The organism is Neptuniibacter marinus (genome assembly GCF_965223595.1).
GTDB lineage: Bacteria > Pseudomonadota > Gammaproteobacteria > Pseudomonadales > Balneatricaceae > Neptuniibacter > Neptuniibacter marinus.
Map to the genome: position 1 here is coordinate 1,215,454 of NZ_OZ245004.1, position 18,631 is coordinate 1,234,084.

General features: G+C 42.4%; 14 protein-coding genes. 3 read left to right on the top strand and 11 right to left on the bottom strand.

The genetic code is table 11. The features are described from left to right. Nucleotides 1-38: 38 nt before the first annotated feature. Entirely contained in the window at nucleotides 39-635 is a 597-nt protein-coding gene (locus ACOQOE_RS05615) for a diguanylate cyclase domain-containing protein (RefSeq protein WP_420555125.1), read from the bottom strand. Nucleotides 636-747: 112 nt separating this feature from the next. Here ACOQOE_RS05615 and ACOQOE_RS05620 point away from each other — a divergent pair, with 112 nt between their 5' ends. Continuing rightward, a complete protein-coding gene (locus ACOQOE_RS05620; RefSeq protein ID WP_420553798.1) occupies nucleotides 748-1,788 on the top strand; it encodes an IS481 family transposase in 1,041 nt (346 codons plus the stop codon). Nucleotides 1,789-1,821: 33 nt separating this feature from the next. Here the strand turns inward: ACOQOE_RS05620 and ACOQOE_RS05625 are convergent, their stop codons facing one another. Further along, complete coding sequence (locus ACOQOE_RS05625) at nucleotides 1,822-2,430, bottom strand: hypothetical protein (RefSeq protein ID WP_420555126.1); 609 nt, start codon at nucleotides 2,428-2,430, stop codon at nucleotides 1,822-1,824. Nucleotides 2,431-2,795: 365 nt separating this feature from the next. Between ACOQOE_RS05625 and ACOQOE_RS05630 the strand changes: the two genes are divergently transcribed. After that, nucleotides 2,796-3,644: a bifunctional helix-turn-helix domain-containing protein/methylated-DNA--[protein]-cysteine S-methyltransferase gene (locus ACOQOE_RS05630; RefSeq protein ID WP_067862024.1), complete on the top strand. Its 849-nt coding sequence runs from the start codon at nucleotides 2,796-2,798 to the stop codon at nucleotides 3,642-3,644. A 303-nt stretch (nucleotides 3,645-3,947) separates the two neighbouring features. On the opposite strand, the gene ACOQOE_RS05635 is transcribed toward ACOQOE_RS05630, so the two are convergent. The 6 genes from ACOQOE_RS05635 to gcvA form a co-directional block, all read right to left on the bottom strand. Continuing rightward, nucleotides 3,948-7,094, bottom strand: coding sequence for an efflux RND transporter permease subunit (locus tag ACOQOE_RS05635; protein ID WP_420555127.1), 3,147 nt, complete (start codon nucleotides 7,092-7,094; stop codon nucleotides 3,948-3,950). Between the two features lie 3 nt (nucleotides 7,095-7,097). Continuing rightward, nucleotides 7,098-8,174, bottom strand: coding sequence for an efflux RND transporter periplasmic adaptor subunit (locus ACOQOE_RS05640; protein WP_420555128.1), 1,077 nt, complete (start codon nucleotides 8,172-8,174; stop codon nucleotides 7,098-7,100). Nucleotides 8,175-8,325: 151 nt separating this feature from the next. Then, on the bottom strand, nucleotides 8,326-9,621 hold the full coding sequence (locus ACOQOE_RS05645) for a TolC family outer membrane protein (protein WP_067862018.1): 1,296 nt from the start codon (nucleotides 9,619-9,621) through the stop codon (nucleotides 8,326-8,328). A 13-nt stretch (nucleotides 9,622-9,634) separates the two neighbouring features. Next, nucleotides 9,635-12,637: an efflux RND transporter permease subunit gene (locus tag ACOQOE_RS05650; RefSeq protein WP_420555129.1), complete on the bottom strand. Its 3,003-nt coding sequence runs from the start codon at nucleotides 12,635-12,637 to the stop codon at nucleotides 9,635-9,637. A 54-nt stretch (nucleotides 12,638-12,691) separates the two neighbouring features. Next, nucleotides 12,692-13,750 carry an efflux RND transporter periplasmic adaptor subunit gene (locus ACOQOE_RS05655; RefSeq protein ID WP_420555130.1) on the bottom strand — a complete coding sequence of 353 codons (1,059 nt, stop codon included), beginning with the start codon at nucleotides 13,748-13,750 and terminating at the stop codon, nucleotides 12,692-12,694. Between the two features lie 163 nt (nucleotides 13,751-13,913). Further along, nucleotides 13,914-14,822, bottom strand: a complete 909-nt coding sequence (gene gcvA / locus ACOQOE_RS05660; RefSeq protein WP_420555463.1) for a transcriptional regulator GcvA — start codon at nucleotides 14,820-14,822, stop codon at nucleotides 13,914-13,916. A 224-nt stretch (nucleotides 14,823-15,046) separates the two neighbouring features. On the opposite strand from gcvA, the gene ACOQOE_RS05665 reads away from it, so the two are divergent. Beyond that, entirely contained in the window at nucleotides 15,047-15,241 is a 195-nt protein-coding gene (locus tag ACOQOE_RS05665) for a hypothetical protein (protein ID WP_420555131.1), read from the top strand. Nucleotides 15,242-15,303: 62 nt separating this feature from the next. Here the strand turns inward: ACOQOE_RS05665 and ACOQOE_RS05670 are convergent, their stop codons facing one another. The 3 genes from ACOQOE_RS05670 to ACOQOE_RS05680 all read right to left on the bottom strand — a co-directional run bounded on the left by ACOQOE_RS05670 (nucleotide 15,304) and on the right by ACOQOE_RS05680 (nucleotide 18,592). Then, on the bottom strand, nucleotides 15,304-17,295 hold the full coding sequence (locus tag ACOQOE_RS05670) for a methyl-accepting chemotaxis protein (RefSeq protein WP_420555132.1): 1,992 nt from the start codon (nucleotides 17,293-17,295) through the stop codon (nucleotides 15,304-15,306). 153 nt (nucleotides 17,296-17,448) lie between these two features. Further along, a complete protein-coding gene (locus tag ACOQOE_RS05675) occupies nucleotides 17,449-17,904 on the bottom strand; it encodes a DUF4442 domain-containing protein (protein ID WP_420555133.1) in 456 nt (151 codons plus the stop codon). A 181-nt stretch (nucleotides 17,905-18,085) separates the two neighbouring features. Beyond that, a complete protein-coding gene (locus ACOQOE_RS05680; protein ID WP_067862003.1) occupies nucleotides 18,086-18,592 on the bottom strand; it encodes a disulfide bond formation protein B in 507 nt (168 codons plus the stop codon). Nucleotides 18,593-18,631: the final 39 nt, after the last annotated feature.

Below are 18,631 nucleotides of genomic sequence, written 5' to 3' on the forward strand. Positions count from 1 at the left end.
AACAATAATACCTGTGGCTCAACTTGTTAGATGATTGTTTAGATGATGACAAAACGATTTTTACCCGACTCTTTAGCTTGGTACATTGCTCGATCTGCCAAGATAATTGCTTCTTTAGAGCTTTCTGTTTGGTCGGAGAGAATATAGACACCAATACTGGCCGAGATAGAAATAGTGTCATTCTTGACCGTATATTGTGTATCTAAAATCTCAAGTAATTTATGAGCAATAATCGCTGTTTGGTTGGGGGATTCAATTTCGTTGATGAGAACTAAAAATTCATCGCCGCCTAAGCGTCCTAAAATATCGAAGCCGCGGAGCACGCTCATCATATTTTTAGTTAAACTTTTTAGGCATTGATCCCCAAAATCATGACCAAACGTATCGTTGATGCTTTTGAAATTATCAATGTCGATAAACATAATAGCAGCTAAGCTTTTCTTACGATGGACTTGGGAAAGTACACGCTCTAGTTGCTGAAGCAAAAACATACGATTAGGTAAGCCGGTGAGGTTATCGTGGCAGGCTAAATGTTCGAGCCTATCATTCACCTTTGTTAGCTGCTGGCTTTGCTTAGTGGTGGTCATAATGACGTAAGTGGCAAACATAAAACCACCGGTGATAATAAGAACCATAAACATAATCTGAATTAGCTCAGACTAGATCTGACACATCATCTTGAAAAAGAGAGAGTTACCCGTTTTGATAAAGGTGTCGAATCTTAAATCAAAACAAAAGGTAACTCTCATGATCCATACTAACAATCCAATCATTAAACACAAAGCTGGCTTGCTGAATTTGGCAGAAGAGCTTGGGAATGTGTCCAAAGCATGCAAAGTCATGGGCGTATCACGAGATACGTTTTATCGTTATCAGGAACTTGTTGAAGAAGGTGGTATCGATAGCCTGATCAACAAAAGCCGTAGAGCACCGAATCCCAAGAACAGAGTGGATGAAGCAACAGAACAAGCTGTCGTTGCTTATGCCATTGAACAACCCGCTCATGGTCAGCACCGTACCAGTAATGAACTACGTAAGTCGGGTGTCTTTGTATCAGGTAGTGGCGTCCGTTCAATTTGGGTTCGACATAATCTTGAGAACTTTAAAAAGAGACTGAAAGCTTTAGAAGATAAAGTTGCTAACGACGGCATCATCCTGAGCGATGCTCAGGTTGCAGCGCTTGAGAAAAAGAAATCTGATGATGAAGCATGCGGTGAAATTGAGACGATACACCCAGGTTATCTGGGGTCTCAGGACACCTTTTACGTAGGTAACCTGAAAGGCGTTGGCCGTATATACCAACAGACCTTTGTGGATACTTACAGCAAAATCGCTTTCTGTAAGCTCTATACCACTAAAACACCGATTACTGCTGCAGATACACTCAACGATAAGGTATTACCGTTCTTTGAAGAACAGGAGCTTCCTATGCTGCGTATTCTTACAGACCGAGGAACTGAATACTGTGGTCGGGTCGATCAGCATGATTACCAGCTTTATCTTGCTATAAACGATATTGATCACACCAAAACTAAAGCGATGTCCCCACAAACAAATGGTATATGTGAACGCTTTCATAAAACGATCTTGAATGAGTTCTATCAAGTAACTTTCCGTAAAAAGCTCTACGAATCACTTGAGGAACTACAAAAAGATCTGGACGGCTGGATGGAATACTACAACAATGAACGAACTCATCAGGGCAAGGTATGTTGCGGTAGAACGCCAATGGAAACGTTGCTTGATGGTAAACGGGTCTGGGCCGAGAAGAATTTAGCCCAGATCTAAACTGACAGACACCAGATAAAAAACGGGTAACTGTCAGATCAAGTCTGAGCTACTACACATAATCAGCGTGGAGACTAAGTCAGCTATTTCTTCCGCTGAATGATAACGAGCGTATTCATTTTGAGATTGTTGCAGGGCGATCATACTATCCAATAAATCGGCTACTATAATTTGATCAGTTAATGTTTGATTGAGTGATTGTGTGTGCTCCGAATTATCCTCTGCGAGTAAGAGCCTGTCTGCAAATGCTCGTAAAACAGGGGCCCGTTTTGTTGTTTCTTTATCGAGTACTTCCATTAAGCTTTTTTCTTCAGATGATAGCTGTGATGTTAATATCACCATTCTGGCCTTATGGTAGTTCGAGCCATGGTTATAGAATTGCTGTAGAGCTTCATCTTTTTCAAAATAATCTGTTTGTAAGGTCATGTGCCAAAGCAAGATAGCCCGTTCCCTAACGGCTACACGCATCTCCATTGCTGCATTCAGTTGACGGTCGTTATTTTGTGTTGCGGTGATTAATTCCGTTCTAATTTGAGAGTATTGTAGGTAGGAATATGTGGATGTGATGGCGAATGCTATGAATATTACAAGGAAACCCAATAAATAGACGTAGGCCTTAACATTTTTCTGTTCCTGATCCATATGCTCTCATCATTGAGTAATAAAGTTAGCTGAATATTTAGGCCGTATTAGATATATTTTTTATAGCTATCCTTCATTAGTTTAGTTCTTTTTAAGTAAATTGCAGAAAGTTTGTTCAAGTATTTAAGCTGATTTTTTTCAGTAAAATTAATGCTAGCCGTAAAGAGATAAACACGTTTTTCCAGGGTGTTATTTCTTATAGAAATATCACAAGAAACGGGTGGTTGACGTGGAATAGACCACATAAAATAAATTTTTATTTCTTTGTGTAGATGCGACTGATCATGAATCTGAAGAACGTATCGCGATTTCTGGGACTGTTTTTTTGTTTAGCCGTTAGATAACTAATCAATAATAAGTAGAAAATGGATAATAATTTTACTGAAGGCGCCACCAACTATTTGCGCATCGAGCGAGCCATTCGATTTTTGTGTGAGCATGCAAACGAGCAGCCATCGCTACCTGACCTTGCTGATTATGTTGGTATTAGTGAACACCATTTGCAGAAGATATTTAGTCGTTGGGTGGGGGTATCACCAAAACGATTTGTTCAATTTTTGACAAAACAGCGAGCAAAACAGGCCCTTGCTCAATCACGAAGCGTATTAGATACCGCACTAGGTCTAGGCTTGTCCGGCCCTAGCCGGCTACATGATTTATTGATTAGTTGTGAAGCCATGACACCTGGAGAGATTAAATCTTTAGGGGCTGGGTTGTTAATATCTCATGGTTACGCCTTATCGCCTTTTGGTTTAGCATATATCGCTTGGACGAGCCGTGGTATCTGTCATATGGCTTTTTGCCAGTGTCCAGATCGGTCTCTAGAAGAGGCGTTGAAAATACGCTGGCCTAGCGCATCATTTGTGCGTGATGATAATGAAGCGGCGAAATATATTGATAAAATTTTTCAGATAAACGGAAAAAAACAACCATTACATCTTGTCTTAAAAGGTACTAACTTTCAGCTCAAGGTATGGGAAGCGCTGCTTAAAGTGGATATGGGAGAGTTAGTTTCATATTCACAGTTAGCGACGATGGCCGGATCGCCAAAAGCATCTAGGGCGGTAGGTACCGCTGTAGCATCGAATAATATAGGTTTTCTTATTCCTTGCCATCGAGTTATTCGTGAGAGTGGCGAGATAGGCAATTATCGTTGGGGGAGGGCCCGTAAGGCCGCCATTCAAGGCTGGGAAGCTGCTATTGTAACTGATTAAGTCTGAATGTGATTATGAGTGGGACTTAGACGATCGTTACCAAGTTAAAGCCAGCTATCCTTTACATTCATCTTCTACTAGCCATTTCACTTCAGGGTGGCTGCAAACTGTATAAGCATTAGAGTAAATGTTGGCTTCAGAGGCTGATTGATAGCCGCACACAAGTTTATAGTTCATAGTGCAAATATTTTTTCTGAGCTTCTCACAAAAATTAGCCGACGAAGAAAGAGCCTCCGTCGGGCTGTAACTACAGTGGGCAACTAGAATTAAAAGTGAAAGTTAAGGTGCCAGTTTGTTAGTGCTTCATGGCGCCTTACTGCTGGCGTCTGTAGGCTGTTTTTTTGCTTCAGGCCCTCCTTTAACTTTTTCCCGTAGGGTTTGCATGGCAACAAACAAAGCAGGGATAAAGAAGATACCAATTACAGTTGCGAATAACATCCCGCCTAATACCACAACGCCTATGGATAGACGGCTGGCTGCGCCCGCACCACTTGCCGTGACGAGGGGAAGAACACCAAGAATAAAAGAGAAAGCGGTCATCAATACTGCACGGTAACGCAGGCGGGCCGCTTCGTTTGCAGCATCAATAATACTTTTACCTTGTTCGCGAAGTTGTTTGGCAAATTCGACTATAAGAATGGCAGATTTACTGGCAAGCCCAATTAACATAACAATCCCAATTTGCGCATATAGGTTGTTTGTTAAACCGGGGATGAGCCACAGAGGGAGAATGGCACCCAAGAGCGCGACAGTAATTGATAGCATGACCGCAACCGGTATAGTCCAGCTTTCATATTGGGCGACCAAGAATAAATAAGCAAAGAGAATAGCTAATGACATAATTATGATGACATAGCTGCCTGCTTCTTGTTCTTGTTGTGTGCTCCCTGTCCACTCTAAACTATAGCCATTAGGTAAGGTTTTTATCGCTAAATCCTCTAATAATTTAATACCTTCTCCACTCGAAACACCTTCATCTAATAGCGTTGTGATGGCTGCTGAACGTGATTGGTTATAACGGGTAAGTGATTGAGGCCCGAGAACGGGTTTGATTTCAATAAGCGCACTTACCGGGATTAGGTTGCCATTGTTACTTTTAACATTTAGATCGTTTAAATCATCTACATTGTCCCTGAAGGCTGAATCGGCTTGCAGCATAACGCGGTAGTTACGACCTAACATATTAAAATCATTGACATATTGAGTACCGAGCTGAGTTTGTAAAGAGCTAAATAGGCCACTTATGGACACACCTAACGCGAGGGCCTTGTCTCGGTCAACGACTAACTCAAGCTGAGGTACATTAGCTGAATAGGTGGAGTAAACCTGACTAAATTCAGCTTGCTGATTAGCGGCGAAAATTAGCGCATTAACGGCTTGTGCAAGGGCTTGAGGGGAGCCATTCTTTAAATCAAGAATGTTGGCTTCTAGCCCTGCAGCATTACCTAATCCAGGAATTGGTGGGGTAGGGAACGCCATAATATTTGCGCCGGGAATTGCCGCAAGTTTCTCATTCAGTTGGCTTAATATGTTATACCACGCTAGTTCGGACGTTTTACGTTCATCCCAATGGGTTAAGATAGGGATCGCCAAAGCTGAGTTGGGCGCAGCACCCCCCAGAATACTGAAGCCTTTAATGGCGATTCGGTTTTCTACACCGGGTTGCTCCGAGAGAATCTGATCAATTTGGGCAACAATTTCATCGGTTCGATTGAGAGACGCACCATCAGGTAACTGCACATTAATGAAAAATGCACCATTATCTTCGTAAGGCAAGAACCCCGTAGGTGTGGTACTGAATAGGTGGTAAACACCACCCCCCATTGCAGCTAATAGGCCTAAACTAAGCCATAAACGGCGGTTTAAAAAAGTAACTTTTTTGACGTAACCGGTGCGAGTCCAATTAACCAGCCGATCAAACCTTTTTAACAGAACATTGGGCTCGGAGGCAGGTTTCAACAATAAAGCACAGAGGGCGGGGGACAGCGTAAGTGCGTTGAGTGATGAAAAGCAAACAGCAACGGATATAGTAACAGCAAATTCGGTGTAAAGTTTACCCGTAATGCCCGGCATAAATGCAACGGGAACAAACACGGCTAATAGCACGAGTGTTGTGGCAATCACTGGCCCCATCACTTCTTTCATTGATACTGCGGTTGCTTCTTTAGCTGAAAGTCCTTCTTGAATATGCCGTTTAACGTTTTCAACAACGACAATCGCATCATCGACCACAATGCCGATTGCCAATATCAATGCAAAAAGAGAAATGGTATTTATGCTTAAGCCAAATGCGGAAAGAACTGCAAAAGTGGCAATAAGTGAAACTGGAATTGTGGCGGAGGGGATAAGTGTGGCACGCCAGTCAGCTAAAAATAGAAAGGTAACAAATACAACTAACCCAAAGGTAATAAGCAGTGTTTCGATTACCTCTTGTAATGAGGCTTTTACCGAGAGTGTAGTGTCATACAACACGCTATATTCAATATCATCAGGGAAACGCTCACTTAGCCTTTCAAGTTCGGCGTAAACTTCCTCGGCAACATCTAGCGCGTTAGCGCCTGGGCTTTGATAAATCGCGATTGTTGCTGCTTGATTACCGTTCATAATGGCTGAGGCGCTGTAGCTTTGAGAACCGAGTTCCACCCTTGCTACATCTCGCAGACGTACTGATGCTCCACTTTTACCTGTACGTAGAATAATGTTTTCAAATTCTTCGACATTTGCGAGTCGCCCTTTAGCGCGTAAATTATATTGAAACTGTTGGTCTTGAGCTAAAGGAGGCTGGCCGATAATGCCAACGGCCGCTTGAATATTTTGCTGTTCTATTGCACTTGATACATCGCTAGGGGTTAGAGAAAGGGCTTTTAAGCGATCAGGATCTAGCCAGACGCGCATACCATAGTCCATGGGGCTGAACTGAGAGGCTGAGCCAACACCATTGATACGTGCCAGAGAATCTTGGATATAAAGGGATGCGTAGTTACTTAAAAATAGCTCATCATAGCTCCCCTCAGGCGAAAAAAGGTTGATAACAAGCAGCATGTTAGCTGCTTGCTTTTTGGTGGTGATGCCCTGATTTATAACCTCTTGGGGGAGAGCTGATTCAGCTAAAGCAACACGATTTTGGACGTTGATCGCGGCCTGATCTGGGTCGGTACCTACAGCAAACGTGATATCTAAAGTGTAGCTACCATCATTAGATGCAGTTGATGACATATACAACATGTTATCAACCCCGTTCACTTGTGCTTCGATGGGGGTAGCAACGGCTTGCTCGACGACTTCGGCATTTGCGCCTGGATAAGTCGCTTGGACTTGGACTTTTGGGGGGGTAATGTCCGGAAATTGAGCAACAGGGAGGCTATACATTGATAAGCCCCCTGCGAGTATTAAAACGATGGAGATAACTAAGGCAAATTTCGGTCTATTAATAAAAAATATAGAGAACATCTTCTATTCCTCTACCGCATTAACCTGAATACCAGATTTAACCTTTTGAAGACCTTCTGTAATGATAAGATCGCCTACGTTTAGGCCGCTAAGTACCTGCCATTGCCCCCCAGCTTGTGGTCCCATTTCAACGCGTTGCATGCTGACCCGCTTTTCTGCATCAACCCGTAATACAAAATAGCCTTCTCGATCTCTCTGTACTGCGGATTGCGGGATTTGGATACCGCTTTCAGCTTGTTTGCGTTTGATCTCAACATGCACAAATTCTCCAGGTAGAAGAAGGTATTTGGGATTGGGAAAGGCTGCGCGTAGGGTGATTGTATCGGTGTTTCGATCAACTTCAGGTGAGATGAAATTAAAGCTGCCTGGCTGCTCATAGATGCTGCCATCTGATAGCATCAGGCGTGGCGCCACTGGCGGGTTATCAAGATCGATACCTTTACGGCGAGCATCTAGCATCAACTTTTCACTAACAGACATCTCAACATAAACGTGGTCTATTTTTACGACGGTGGCTAAGGGGCCGCTGCTGGTATTTACTAGGTCGCCGACTGAAAATTGAGCCTTACCTATACGGCCACTAAAGGGGGAGCGCACTTCGGTATAGCTTAGATCTAATGCGGCTTTGCTTAAGCCCGCTTCTGCTTTAAGTACCTGTGCCTTGGCTTGATCCCTATCTGCTACCGATTGATCAAGCTGGGCTTGGGAAATTGCTTTACGTTGACGTAGTTGGCTATTACGGTTGAGAGTTGCTTGTGCATTTTTTAAGGCTGCTTTAGCCGAAGCTAAATCTGCTTTCGCTTGTTTTAATGCAATCTCATAATTAGCTTTTTCAATACGGAACAGTATTTGCCCTGCTTCTATATCGCGGCCTTCTGTAAATAAGCGTTCTTCAAGAAAGCCGGAAACTCTTGCTAGAAGGTTGACTCTTTCTGTTGCTTCGATTCGGCCGACAAGTTTAAATGTAGGGGTTAAATCCGTTGTTACCACTTTATGCACAAGAACTGCAGGTAGCGGTTTTTCGGTGGCAGCCACTGTTATCGAAAAAACTAACATAAGTGATGCGAGTAATGATTTCAAAGCAAACTCCTTATTAAAGTGGTGCTAATGCTTGTGTCATTAGTTGGGAATAGCTAGGTACTTCGTTACTCATAAAATGTAAATGATTATAGATGAAGTGTTAGAGAATAGAGTGGGCGTAAGGCACCCACTCTGGAAGGTCTTAATCGATTTACTTTAACCAGCGATCTAGTTCGTTAATATCTTCAGGGTTCAGGGTGCCAATCTGTTGTTTGAATGTGGTTAAATTTTGTACAAAATTAAATCGCGCTGTTGCGTAATCTCTTTTTGAAGTATAGAGCTGTTGCTCAGCTTGAAGTACATCTACAACATTTCGAGTGCCTACGTTGTAGCCTTCTTCTGTAGCTTGTAAGGCAATTTCGCTAGATTTAATACTTTGTTTCAGGGCCCTAACACTTAATGCACCAGTACGCAGGTCACGTAAGAGGCTACGAGTGGATTGAGTAACAGCTCGTAACGTATCATCTTTGTTAAACTGAGTTTGAACGAGCCGTTGCTCTAATTCTCGTGATTTAGAGCTGATAGATCCACCCGAATATAAAGGAACTGACAGAGTTAATCCTATAGAGCTTGTGTCAGTTCCATAATCTGTTGATGAGGTACCATCATCGTAATCATAACTAGCACTTAGGCTCAGTGTTGGGTAGTGGCCCGCATGACCCGCTTGAGCTGCACGGCGTGCTGACTCAGTAGCGAGGTTGGCAATCTTTAGATTTAGGTTGCTCGTCATCGCTTTATCTAACCATGGTTTTGCTTGTGCAGGGGTCGGTTCTTCAATTGGGTAGTCTTCAGAAAGCTCCGCGATAACATCAAAGTTTTGTCCGGTTAAGCGTGCTAACTCTTCGTAGCTATTATCTAAATCACCTTCTGCAGCGATTCTAGCAACACGCGCGTTATCATATGATGCTTGTGCTTCTTGCACATCAGTATTAGCAATTAAACCTACTTCAAACTGAGCGTTGACTTGGTCTAAGCGACGTTTAATTGCTCGCTCTTGGGCTTCTGATGTTTGTAACTCGCTTTTTGCACGTAGGACGCTCAGATAAGCTTCAACTGTGCGACTAATGAGGGTTTGTTGTTCTACATCAAACTGGAGAGACGCTTGCTGAGAGAGGACCTTTCCTTGCTTGAACGTGAACCAAGATGCCGCATTAAAAACCGGTTGGCTCAATGATAAGGTGTAGCCATGGTTGTTGTAATGAGCTGTATCTGAATCCATGGATGTTGTATTTGCACTCAAGCTTAAGCTAGGTAAAAGAGACGCGCGGCTTTGGATTTCAATCTCTTTGTCTGCGTTATAGGCAGCTTCGGCAGCTTTTAATTGCGGATCATTATTCAGTGCAAGTTGGTAAATATCAGCAAGTTGCCCAGCATTTGCCGAGGTTGTAAGCACTGAGCTAATCGCTAATGTTAGACACGAGACTTGTAATAGCTGTGTTGTTTTCATGGAATAAATGTCCTTAAGCCTGTTCAGGTTGAACTTCTTTGAAAGTTCGCTTACCTAGGTAGCTGTAAACTGTTGGTATTACGAATAATGTTAATAGTGTACCAAATGTCATCCCGCCGACAATAACCCAACCTATTTGTTGTCGTGATTCGGCGCCTGCGCCAAAGGCAAAAGCGAGAGGGAATGTACCTAATACGGTTGCACCGGTTGTCATTAATATGGGTCGTAAACGTAAAGATGCCGCTTCTAAAATTGATTCTTGCAGTGTTTTACCTTGATCTTGTAGCTGATTGGCAAACTCTACGATCAAAATACCATGCTTAGTGACTAGCCCGACTAAAGTGATAAGCCCTATCTGGCTATATACACTTAAAGAACCGCCGCTGTAGTGTAACGCAAACAGGGCCCCAAAGATTGCAGGGGGTACAGAGAGCATAATAATCATTGGGTTTTTGAAGCTCTCGAATTGAGCAGCAAGTACTAGGAATACAACAACTAGCGCTAATACAAAGGTGATCTGCATGCTATTGCTAGACGTTTTAAACTCCCGAGAGGAACCGGTGTAATCATAGGAGGCTTGAGGTGCAATTTCTGCTAACTCTTGTTCTAAAAACGCGAGGGCTTCACCTAGGCTATAACCGGGAGCGAGCTGTGTTTGTATTTTAACCGCCTTAACTTTATCAAAATGATTGAGCTCACGTGGGGCTACAGTCTCATTGATTTCAACTAAGTTAGATAGTTGAACCATATTGCCGTCATTCGTTCGCATATATAGGTCAGTTAAGTCACTGGGGTCACGGCGTTGCTCATCATCGACTTTAACTATGACTTCATATTGCTCACCTAGACGTTTAAAGCGGGTTACTTCACGGCCAGCCATGTAGCTTTCTAAAGTGCGGCCTAAATCGGAAACATCGACATCCATATCTGAGAGTTTGTCACGTTTTACATCGATCTGTAGTTCAGGTTTATTGAGTTTTAGATCAGAATCTGGTTGAGCAAAGCCCTTGTTTTCATAAACTTTAGCCATTAATTGATCGGTAATATTTTTTAAATCTTCATAAGTCCCATTTGTTTTGACGATGAATTCTACGGGGCGAGATATGAAACTCTGTCCAAGGGATGGGCGGTTAAGCGAGAAGCTCATAATGCCTGGAATACCGCCGAAAAGCTTAGGCGTTTGCTCCTGCACTATTGCTTGCTGTTTCTTATCTCGATCTTCCCAGCGTTTAAGGCCTTGGAATACCAGCGCGTTAGTTTCTGAAGGGAACCCGACAACGGTAAAGTAGCGTTCAGTTTCAGGTGTTTTGCTGATTGTTGCTTCGATCTGGCGAGTATAGCGATCAATATAATCTACAGATGAACCGTCTGGTGCTAGGGCGAAGTTAAGGATCGTACCCCGATCTTCATAAGGTGCTAATTCTTGTGGAAGTTGTTGATAGTAGAAGGCAGCACCGGCAAAGCTTAATCCCATAATAAGTAAAGCTAATAGACGGGATTTGAGCAGTTTCCCCAATAGCTTTTGATAGCTACGGGTGATCCAATTAAGAAAACCTTCAATTAAATTGAAAAATGCAGAGTGGCGTTTTTCATGTTTAAGCAGACGTGAACACATCATCGGCGATAAGGTCAGCGCGACAAAGGTCGATACGACTACCGCTCCTGCAAGTGTTAGCGCGAATTCAGTAAAGAGCTTTCCTGTACGCCCTTCAGAAAAGGCAACGGGGGCAAAAACGGCTACAAGGACAATCGTAGTAGCTAGTACGGCAAATCCGATCTCTTTTGCGCCTTTAAAGGCTGCTTGAATAGGGTGTAAACCTTCCTCTACGTGGCGGTAGATATTTTCCAGCATAACGATGGCATCATCGACAACGAGTCCTATTGCCAGTACGAGAGCCAGTAGGGTTAATGTGTTAATACTGAAATCCATCCAATACATCATGGCTAAGGCGCCGATGAGTGATAATGGAATCGTTACAACCGGAATAAGTGTGGCCCGAATATTTCTTAAAAAGAATAGAAGCACCAGTATGACGAGGATGCCTGCTTGTATTAAGGTTTGGTAGACGGACTTGATTGATTCTTCGATAAAAATAGAGGAATCATAGGCAACCTCAACATTCATACCTTCTGGTAAGGTCGGTTTTACCCGTTCGAGTGTTGCACGAATCCCTTTTGAAACATCAAGGGGGTTGGCGGTCGATTGTTTGACGACCCCTAATGCGACTGCATTTTCACCTTTGTAGCGAGTGATTCGGCGAATGTTTTCTGGGGCGATTTCCACACGAGCAACATCCTGTATACGGACAGGATAACCATCAACGTTACGAATAATAAGCTGTTTAAATGCTTCGACATCGTTTACGTCAGTTTTAGCTAATAGGGTGAATTCTCGCTCTTTACTTTCAATCCGACCGGCGGGTATCTCAATGTTTTGGTGGCTTAAGGTTGTTTCAATATCACTAGGAATAACCTTGTAAGCGGCCATGCGTGCAGGGTCTAGCCAGATACGCATGGAGTACTTTCGTTCACCGACTACTCTGATATTCGCGACACCAGAGACGGTTTGTAGCTGATCTTTTACGCGTTGATCTGCTATCTCTGTGACTTCCATCATATCGTGCCTATCTGAGTTAAAGGCTAACCAGATAATAGGCTGTGCATCGGCTTCTGTTTTGGTAACGATCGGTGGGTCTATATCATCCGGCAGCTGCCCAGTAACTCGACTTACCCGGTCACGAACATCGGCCGCAGCGGCATTAGGTTCGCGGTCAATATTGAAGGTGATACTAATCTGGGATTTTTCTGTGCGGCTGATCGAATTCATAAAATCGATCCCTTCAATACCGGACAGGGAGTCTTCAATAATCTGTGTGACTTGGGTTTCAATAATTGATGCGCTTGCCCCAGGGTAGTTTGTTTCAACTGTAACAACGGGCAGATCTATTTTTGGGTATTCACGTATAGATAAACGGTCATACGAAATAAAGCCGATAAGTAAAATTAACAGGCTCATTACTGTTGCTAATACAGGGCGTTTTATACTGATCTCTGAAAGAACCATAATGGATTAGCCCTGTTTATCGGTTGTTGTTTCTTTTTGACTACCATCAACAAAGATAGGGGTCACAGGCATACCGTGTTTGAGCTTTATCTGCCCTGCAATAATAAGAATGTCACCGGCTGTAAGGCCTTCAATGATTTGGACAACGCCTGGGCGTCGTTGGCCCATTTTAATCGGTGTCATTGCGACGGTATGCTCTTCTGTGACGGTCATCACAAAGAACTCTCCGTCTGAAGGAATAATGGCTTGTTCAGGTACAACCACGGTTTCTTGTTGATCGACAAGTAGTGAAACTTGTGCAAAAAGCCCAGGTCTTAGTTTACCTTCATCATTGGCGATCTCTGCGCGGATCTCTATATTATGGGCGCTGTTATCGGAGCTAGGTGATACGGCTGTCACTTTACCTTTAATCACTTCACCTGGTAATGCATCGACATTAACTTCGAGTATGCGGCCATTTTTTAGCTCTGAGAGATAGATTTCAGGGAATTTAAGGTCCAGTTTTAATTTGCTGTAGTCAGTCAATCTAACTAGATTTTCGCCTTGATCGACAAAATCACCAGGGCTTACCAGCCTTAAACCTGTATAGCCGGTAAAAGGCGCTTTTATTGTCATTTTATCTAGTTTAGCTTGAGCTAGTGCTTGGTGTGCTTGATCTACGCGTAGTTGCGCCAAGGTGCTGTCTCGATCTTGGGCGGAACCTACTTTTTTATTCAATAGACTTTTTGCGCGTTCATAATCTACGCGACTTAGTTGCACGCTCGCTTGTGCTGATTTGAGTTCCGCAATGTAAACTGAACTATCTAGTTTAAATAATGGTTTGCCTTGCTCTACCTTTTCGCCTTCTTCAAAGAGAATTTCCTCAATTCGTCCACTTTGTTCAGGGCGCAACATTACCGATTCGTTCGCTCTCAAACTGCCTACCGCAGATATTTTCTTATCTAAAATAGAGTTGGCTACAGTGATAACTTCTGCTGGTAACCCTTTAGCGAAAGAGGATAGAGAGAGTAGTGCGGTTAATATGGCAACCGCGAAAGTGAGATAGGATTTATTAAGCATACGCATTATTATCGTCCCTAAGAAATTGTAGATGCTATTGTAACGGGATGCATAGCGCTCACAACGCTTTATAGTGTTGAGAAATGCAACAATCTGTTCTTGAATCTGTGTTAGTTGTTGTGTCCGACCATAAAACCGGTCGGTTTATGCCAAGCATACATAAAGACCTTTACAGTTGTTGTAGTGAACGCTGTTCCGTTTGCATCTCATCGAGAATCCAATCTCTAAAGGCTTGCATGCTCTCCGTTAGAGGGCGTCCTTTTTGATAAACTAAATAGAACGATTTTTGTGTATCTAAGGATATATCCAGTGGGCAAATGAGTTGTCCATATTCCAGTTCTCGTTCTGCAAGACCGCGGTCAGCTAAGGTGATGCCTAAACCTTCCATTGCTGCACCTAATGCTAGTGATGTACTGGAAAACGTCATGCCCCGTGTATTCTCTATTTCATTGCCGCCGTTTTGTTCCAATAGGGATTGCCACTCGGTATCCCGTTTAGATATGTGGATAAGTGTGTGCTGTAGAAGGTCCTTAGCTGATTTTATTGGAGGCTTTCCCTCTAAAAGCTTAGGGCTGCATACCGGTACTAAGTGTACGTTGCGTAATAGATGGTAGTGGAGATCAGGCCAGTTACCATCACCATAAAACACCGCCATATCCATATCGCTGTAGCGAAAATCGATCTGGCTCATTGATGCGGTTAATCGAAGCTCCACATCAGGGCTAAGTGATTGGAAGTGATTAATTCTTGGCACTAACCAACGAGTGAGAAAAGCTGGCGCAACACTTAAATTAACAATATTAGAGTTGGGGACCGTGACTATTTTTTTTGTTGCTTCATCTATTTCATCTAAAGCTGATTGAATAGCGATAAGGTATCGTTCGCCGGGTGGCGTGAGCGCTACACGTCGTTTAATACGTTCAAAGAGCTGGACGCCTAAGAAGGATTCAAGGCCCTTTATTTGATGACTTACAGCAGAAGGTGTAACAAATAACTCTTCTGCCGCTTTGTGGAAACTGCCTGCACGGGCGGCTGCTTCAAAGCTGCGCAGGGCATTAAGAGGAGGAAGGCGCCTGATAGAAAACTCCTATAGATGAGATAAATTCATCTATTTGGTGAAAAACTGTCGTTTGTTAATATCCTTGGTAGACTTTAGTATGTACAACATCGTTAATCAACAAGTGATCTGTTTATCTTTAGTTACAGTAACTTATTCTTAATTGTAACTTAGGTTTGATGAATTTATTTGTTCGAGTAGCGGGGCTTCTTTTAATTGTTTTGTTGATTTAATTTGGTGTATGTGTGAATAACGAATTTGAAATGTCAGTACGTCTTAATGCTTGTGGTGATGTAGATACTGCATATTACATGGCTCTAGCCAAAGAGCAGCGTAGTGAGGCTTTTATTGGCGCTATAACGATTGCTGTAGCGGCGGTAAAAAAGTTACTGAATTCTTCTCATTCCAACCGTTTATCCGTACCTACATACACTTATTGAAATTGATTAGTTACATCCTGTTATTTTGCCCGCTTTTAAGCGGGCTTTTTTATACCTGAAATTTATAGTTTGAAGGTAGTAATGGCGCTGTTTAATTTATTGGACAGATCGCTCATTTGGCTACATGCTTTTGCTGTCTCATCAGCTCCTTGAGCCGTGAGTTCACTTGCCATATTTACGTGTGAAATACCGAGTTCAATATTTTGAGCGTTCTCTGATTGCTCCTCTGCATACAGAGTGATGTGATCGTTCATTTTTGAAATGGTAGAGATTGATTCTGTTATCTCATGTAAGGCTGTACCTATTGATTTTGATTGCGCTGCTGTTTGTTCTGCTTTTTTTGCACTGTTCTCCATAACAACCACGGCGCTATCGATCCCTTTTTTGAATTCGTTCAGCATGCACTCAATCTCTTCAGTAGAGCTGTGAGTTCGCTGAGCTAAGTTTCGCACCTCATCGGCCACGACGGCGAACCCCTTTCCTTTATCACCTGCTCGGGCGGCCTCTATTGCCGCATTCAGTGCGAGTAAGTTGGTCTGCTCGGCAATGCCCTTGATCACATCTAGCACTTTAACTATATTGGTGCTTTTTGCGGCCAGTTGGTCAATTGATTGGCTTGATTTACTTAAATGTGCTGATAGTTGCTCAATTTGATCTAATGCGCTTTGGACTTGTACATGGCTTTTGAATGCTAATTCATTGGTTTGAGAGGCTTCCGCAGAGGCGTTATTGACTTCGTAACTGATTTTTTCAGCTAAAGCGGACATTTCAGTAATAATTAATGACATCTCTGTGGTTTGTCGTTTTTGTTGCTGAGCTGATTGGCTAGAGTTGTAAGCGGTCGTATCTAAACTTTTTGACTGTTCTTCGACACTGCTTGCAGTATGTTTTAGTTGCTCAATTAGAATATGGATCCGCTGTCTCATCTCATTAAATTGATTACTCAGTTGTGCCATTTCGTCTTTAGATTGTAAGTCGATGGTCGTTGTTAAATTCCCTTGGGCTATTTGCTTTGCTGCATTGAGGACTTGTTTCATATTTCTTTGTACAGAAATATTAAATCCAAGATAAAAGTAGGCAGCTAAAAGAATAATTAAAGAGATTGCAGCGACTAAGCTATATAGCTGTCGTTTTTGTACTTCGAGGCGTTCTTTTAATATATGTGATGCATAGCCGAGGGCTAGATCAGAAAAGTGGAAGATATGTTCGAGATCCTGACTGGACGCGTTAAAAAAGGTTTCCCAAGACTGCTCCATATTTTCGCCAACAATAATATCTCGATCAAGACGATCAGCAAAATGGAGGAGTGCTTGGTGAGATTGGCGACTTAATTCAACTAATTGTGGGTCAATATCCTGAAGGTTCTCTAGTTTTTTTGTGATTGCGTTTAATGACATGGCGCTTTTTTGTAAGCGATCATAAAGTTGGTTTAAATGATCGAGTGCTGCTGAACCAAGATATCCGGTTGACAGCCCATGTCCTGCATAATCTCGTGTGGCGCCAATGTTTTCTAGGGTTGTGGGGATATCTTCAAGTAGTGCTCTTAAGATGATATAGATTCGAGTATCTAGATCGCGAGTGATACCTGAGTTAAAGCTTTCTTCTTCACTTACTTTGACTAAGGATAGACTTAACTGATTAAAATATTGGAAGCGGTTTTCAATATCTAAGTTCAATGTTGAAAACTGTGAGGTATCTATTTTTTGCCATAAATTCGCGAGGTCAGATTCAGGTATAAGCTGTGTAGTTATTATCTTTCTTAGCTCAGTGAATTGTTGTTCTTTTTCCGGTTTTAGTGGTTGATTTACGAAACCAATAGTAAATCGCAGGTCTCTATAATCTGTAAACGCCTTTAGTAATTGATAGTTAGTATGGAGCTTTTTTATAGCGATGGCTCTATGTTGTGTGTCAGTAATATCGGTTCGTAAATACTGAATTTGGACAGTACAAAGTAGAGCGAGAGGAAGCGTAAATACAGTGCTAACCAAGATGAATTTGTATAGATAAGGCAGTCTATCCATCAGTCGAATGACGGGGGTTAGAATGAAAGTCATTGTAAAGTTCCGGATGCTGTTAGTTGTTTTTATTTTAAGCGTGATCTAGTCAGATTAAGATTGTTTAAAAATTGATCCTTTATCTTAATTTAAAGGGCAATGGCGGCGGAGTCAGTGACAGAAAGCAGGTAATCTAGTAACAAATTGCTTCAGCTATAGGGTAGGGCGTCGTTTTACATAGAGAATCTTTTTAACATGGGCGATTAGGCTTTGATCGCTATCCCATATTTCTACATGAAACTCGGGAAACTGCTTTTCTCCTGTTTGGGCTGAGGTTTTGATCTGTTCTATCTGCTCGTCTAATAGGTGGATCTGTGCAGTTATTTTTTTCTTGGTTGCTTTTATAAAAGCAATTTCAGCTGCGCTATCCCAAACCCCATATTCCTTACCAAGTTTTTTCATAAGAATAAGCATGATATGTGGGTCGATCATTGAATAGATACTACCGCCAAAATGAGTGCCGACGGCATTACGGTTATACCAGCGGACTTTCATTGATACGGTGATATGGTTCCAATCGTCGGATATGTTTTCTACTTTTATGCCAGCACCAATATAGGGAGGGTATAAGTTGAGTAGATGTTTCATTGTTCTTGCTGACAGCTTCATACATAGGCTCAAAAGCAGAGAAGGGGAATGTTGTATTTTTAGGATAGTTGGTCGGTGTGTCAGTGACAGAAAAGGTTCTTTTTACTAACTGAATCGTTCAGTTTATGAGATGGCTTAAATAATCTGGAATGATTTAGGCGAATGAATAGATTATTTAAGCCATATGTAGCGTTAGTTGTGGCTATTTACGGCGAAATTGAAGTGCGCTAAATAAAATAGAAACACTTACAAGTAAAATAGATATAAGCATTAATCCTTCAGCCATTGTTATACCAAACAGAAGTTCTGGTGTGTATCCGCAAGGCTCCCAAGGTTCAAATACTTGCGGCATCCACTGATCTAATGCAAACCAGTTAGGTAGGCCGCTATTCATGCTACAGCTATCAATGATCCAACCGCGTTCAACGGCTAAGGTTTGCCAAGAGCGCTCAGTTAATCCAAGGCTAACAAGAAGCATCAGTAAGTGGGATAGTTTAGCCCCCCAGAGGGATTTTCTAACAAAGAATCCTAGAATCGCTACAAGAGTGAAAGCCATAACCCAGATACGAATATGGATGCAGAGTACGCAAGGGCCGTAATTTAATCCGTATTGAAAGAATAGTGCGACGCCTTCCATGCTAAGGCCAAGTATAATGAGCCCAAGCCAATACCAAGACGAACGACTTAAACCGCTTAATTTACTTAGCATCGACTATCTCCTTTTATATAAGTGGTTTCTCTGATGCCG

What these genes read in the sequence shown, in the direction of transcription:
- ACOQOE_RS05680 (WP_067862003.1), bottom strand. Translation starts at nt 18,592, where the DNA reads ATGCTAAGTAAATTAAGCGGTTTAAGTCGTTCGTCTTGGTATTGGCTT.
- ACOQOE_RS05615 (WP_420555125.1), bottom strand. Translation starts at nt 635, where the DNA reads ATGGTTCTTATTATCACCGGTGGTTTTATGTTTGCCACTTACGTCATT.
- ACOQOE_RS05620 (WP_420553798.1), top strand. Translation starts at nt 748, where the DNA reads ATGATCCATACTAACAATCCAATCATTAAACACAAAGCTGGCTTGCTG.
- ACOQOE_RS05655 (WP_420555130.1), bottom strand. Translation starts at nt 13,750, where the DNA reads ATGCGTATGCTTAATAAATCCTATCTCACTTTCGCGGTTGCCATATTA.
- ACOQOE_RS05675 (WP_420555133.1), bottom strand. Translation starts at nt 17,904, where the DNA reads ATGAAGCTGTCAGCAAGAACAATGAAACATCTACTCAACTTATACCCT.
- ACOQOE_RS05670 (WP_420555132.1), bottom strand. Translation starts at nt 17,295, where the DNA reads ATGACTTTCATTCTAACCCCCGTCATTCGACTGATGGATAGACTGCCT.
- ACOQOE_RS05630 (WP_067862024.1), top strand. Translation starts at nt 2,796, where the DNA reads ATGGATAATAATTTTACTGAAGGCGCCACCAACTATTTGCGCATCGAG.
- ACOQOE_RS05645 (WP_067862018.1), bottom strand. Translation starts at nt 9,621, where the DNA reads ATGAAAACAACACAGCTATTACAAGTCTCGTGTCTAACATTAGCGATT.
- ACOQOE_RS05625 (WP_420555126.1), bottom strand. Translation starts at nt 2,430, where the DNA reads ATGGATCAGGAACAGAAAAATGTTAAGGCCTACGTCTATTTATTGGGT.
- ACOQOE_RS05650 (WP_420555129.1), bottom strand. Translation starts at nt 12,637, where the DNA reads ATGAGCCTGTTAATTTTACTTATCGGCTTTATTTCGTATGACCGTTTA.
- ACOQOE_RS05635 (WP_420555127.1), bottom strand. Translation starts at nt 7,094, where the DNA reads ATGTTCTCTATATTTTTTATTAATAGACCGAAATTTGCCTTAGTTATC.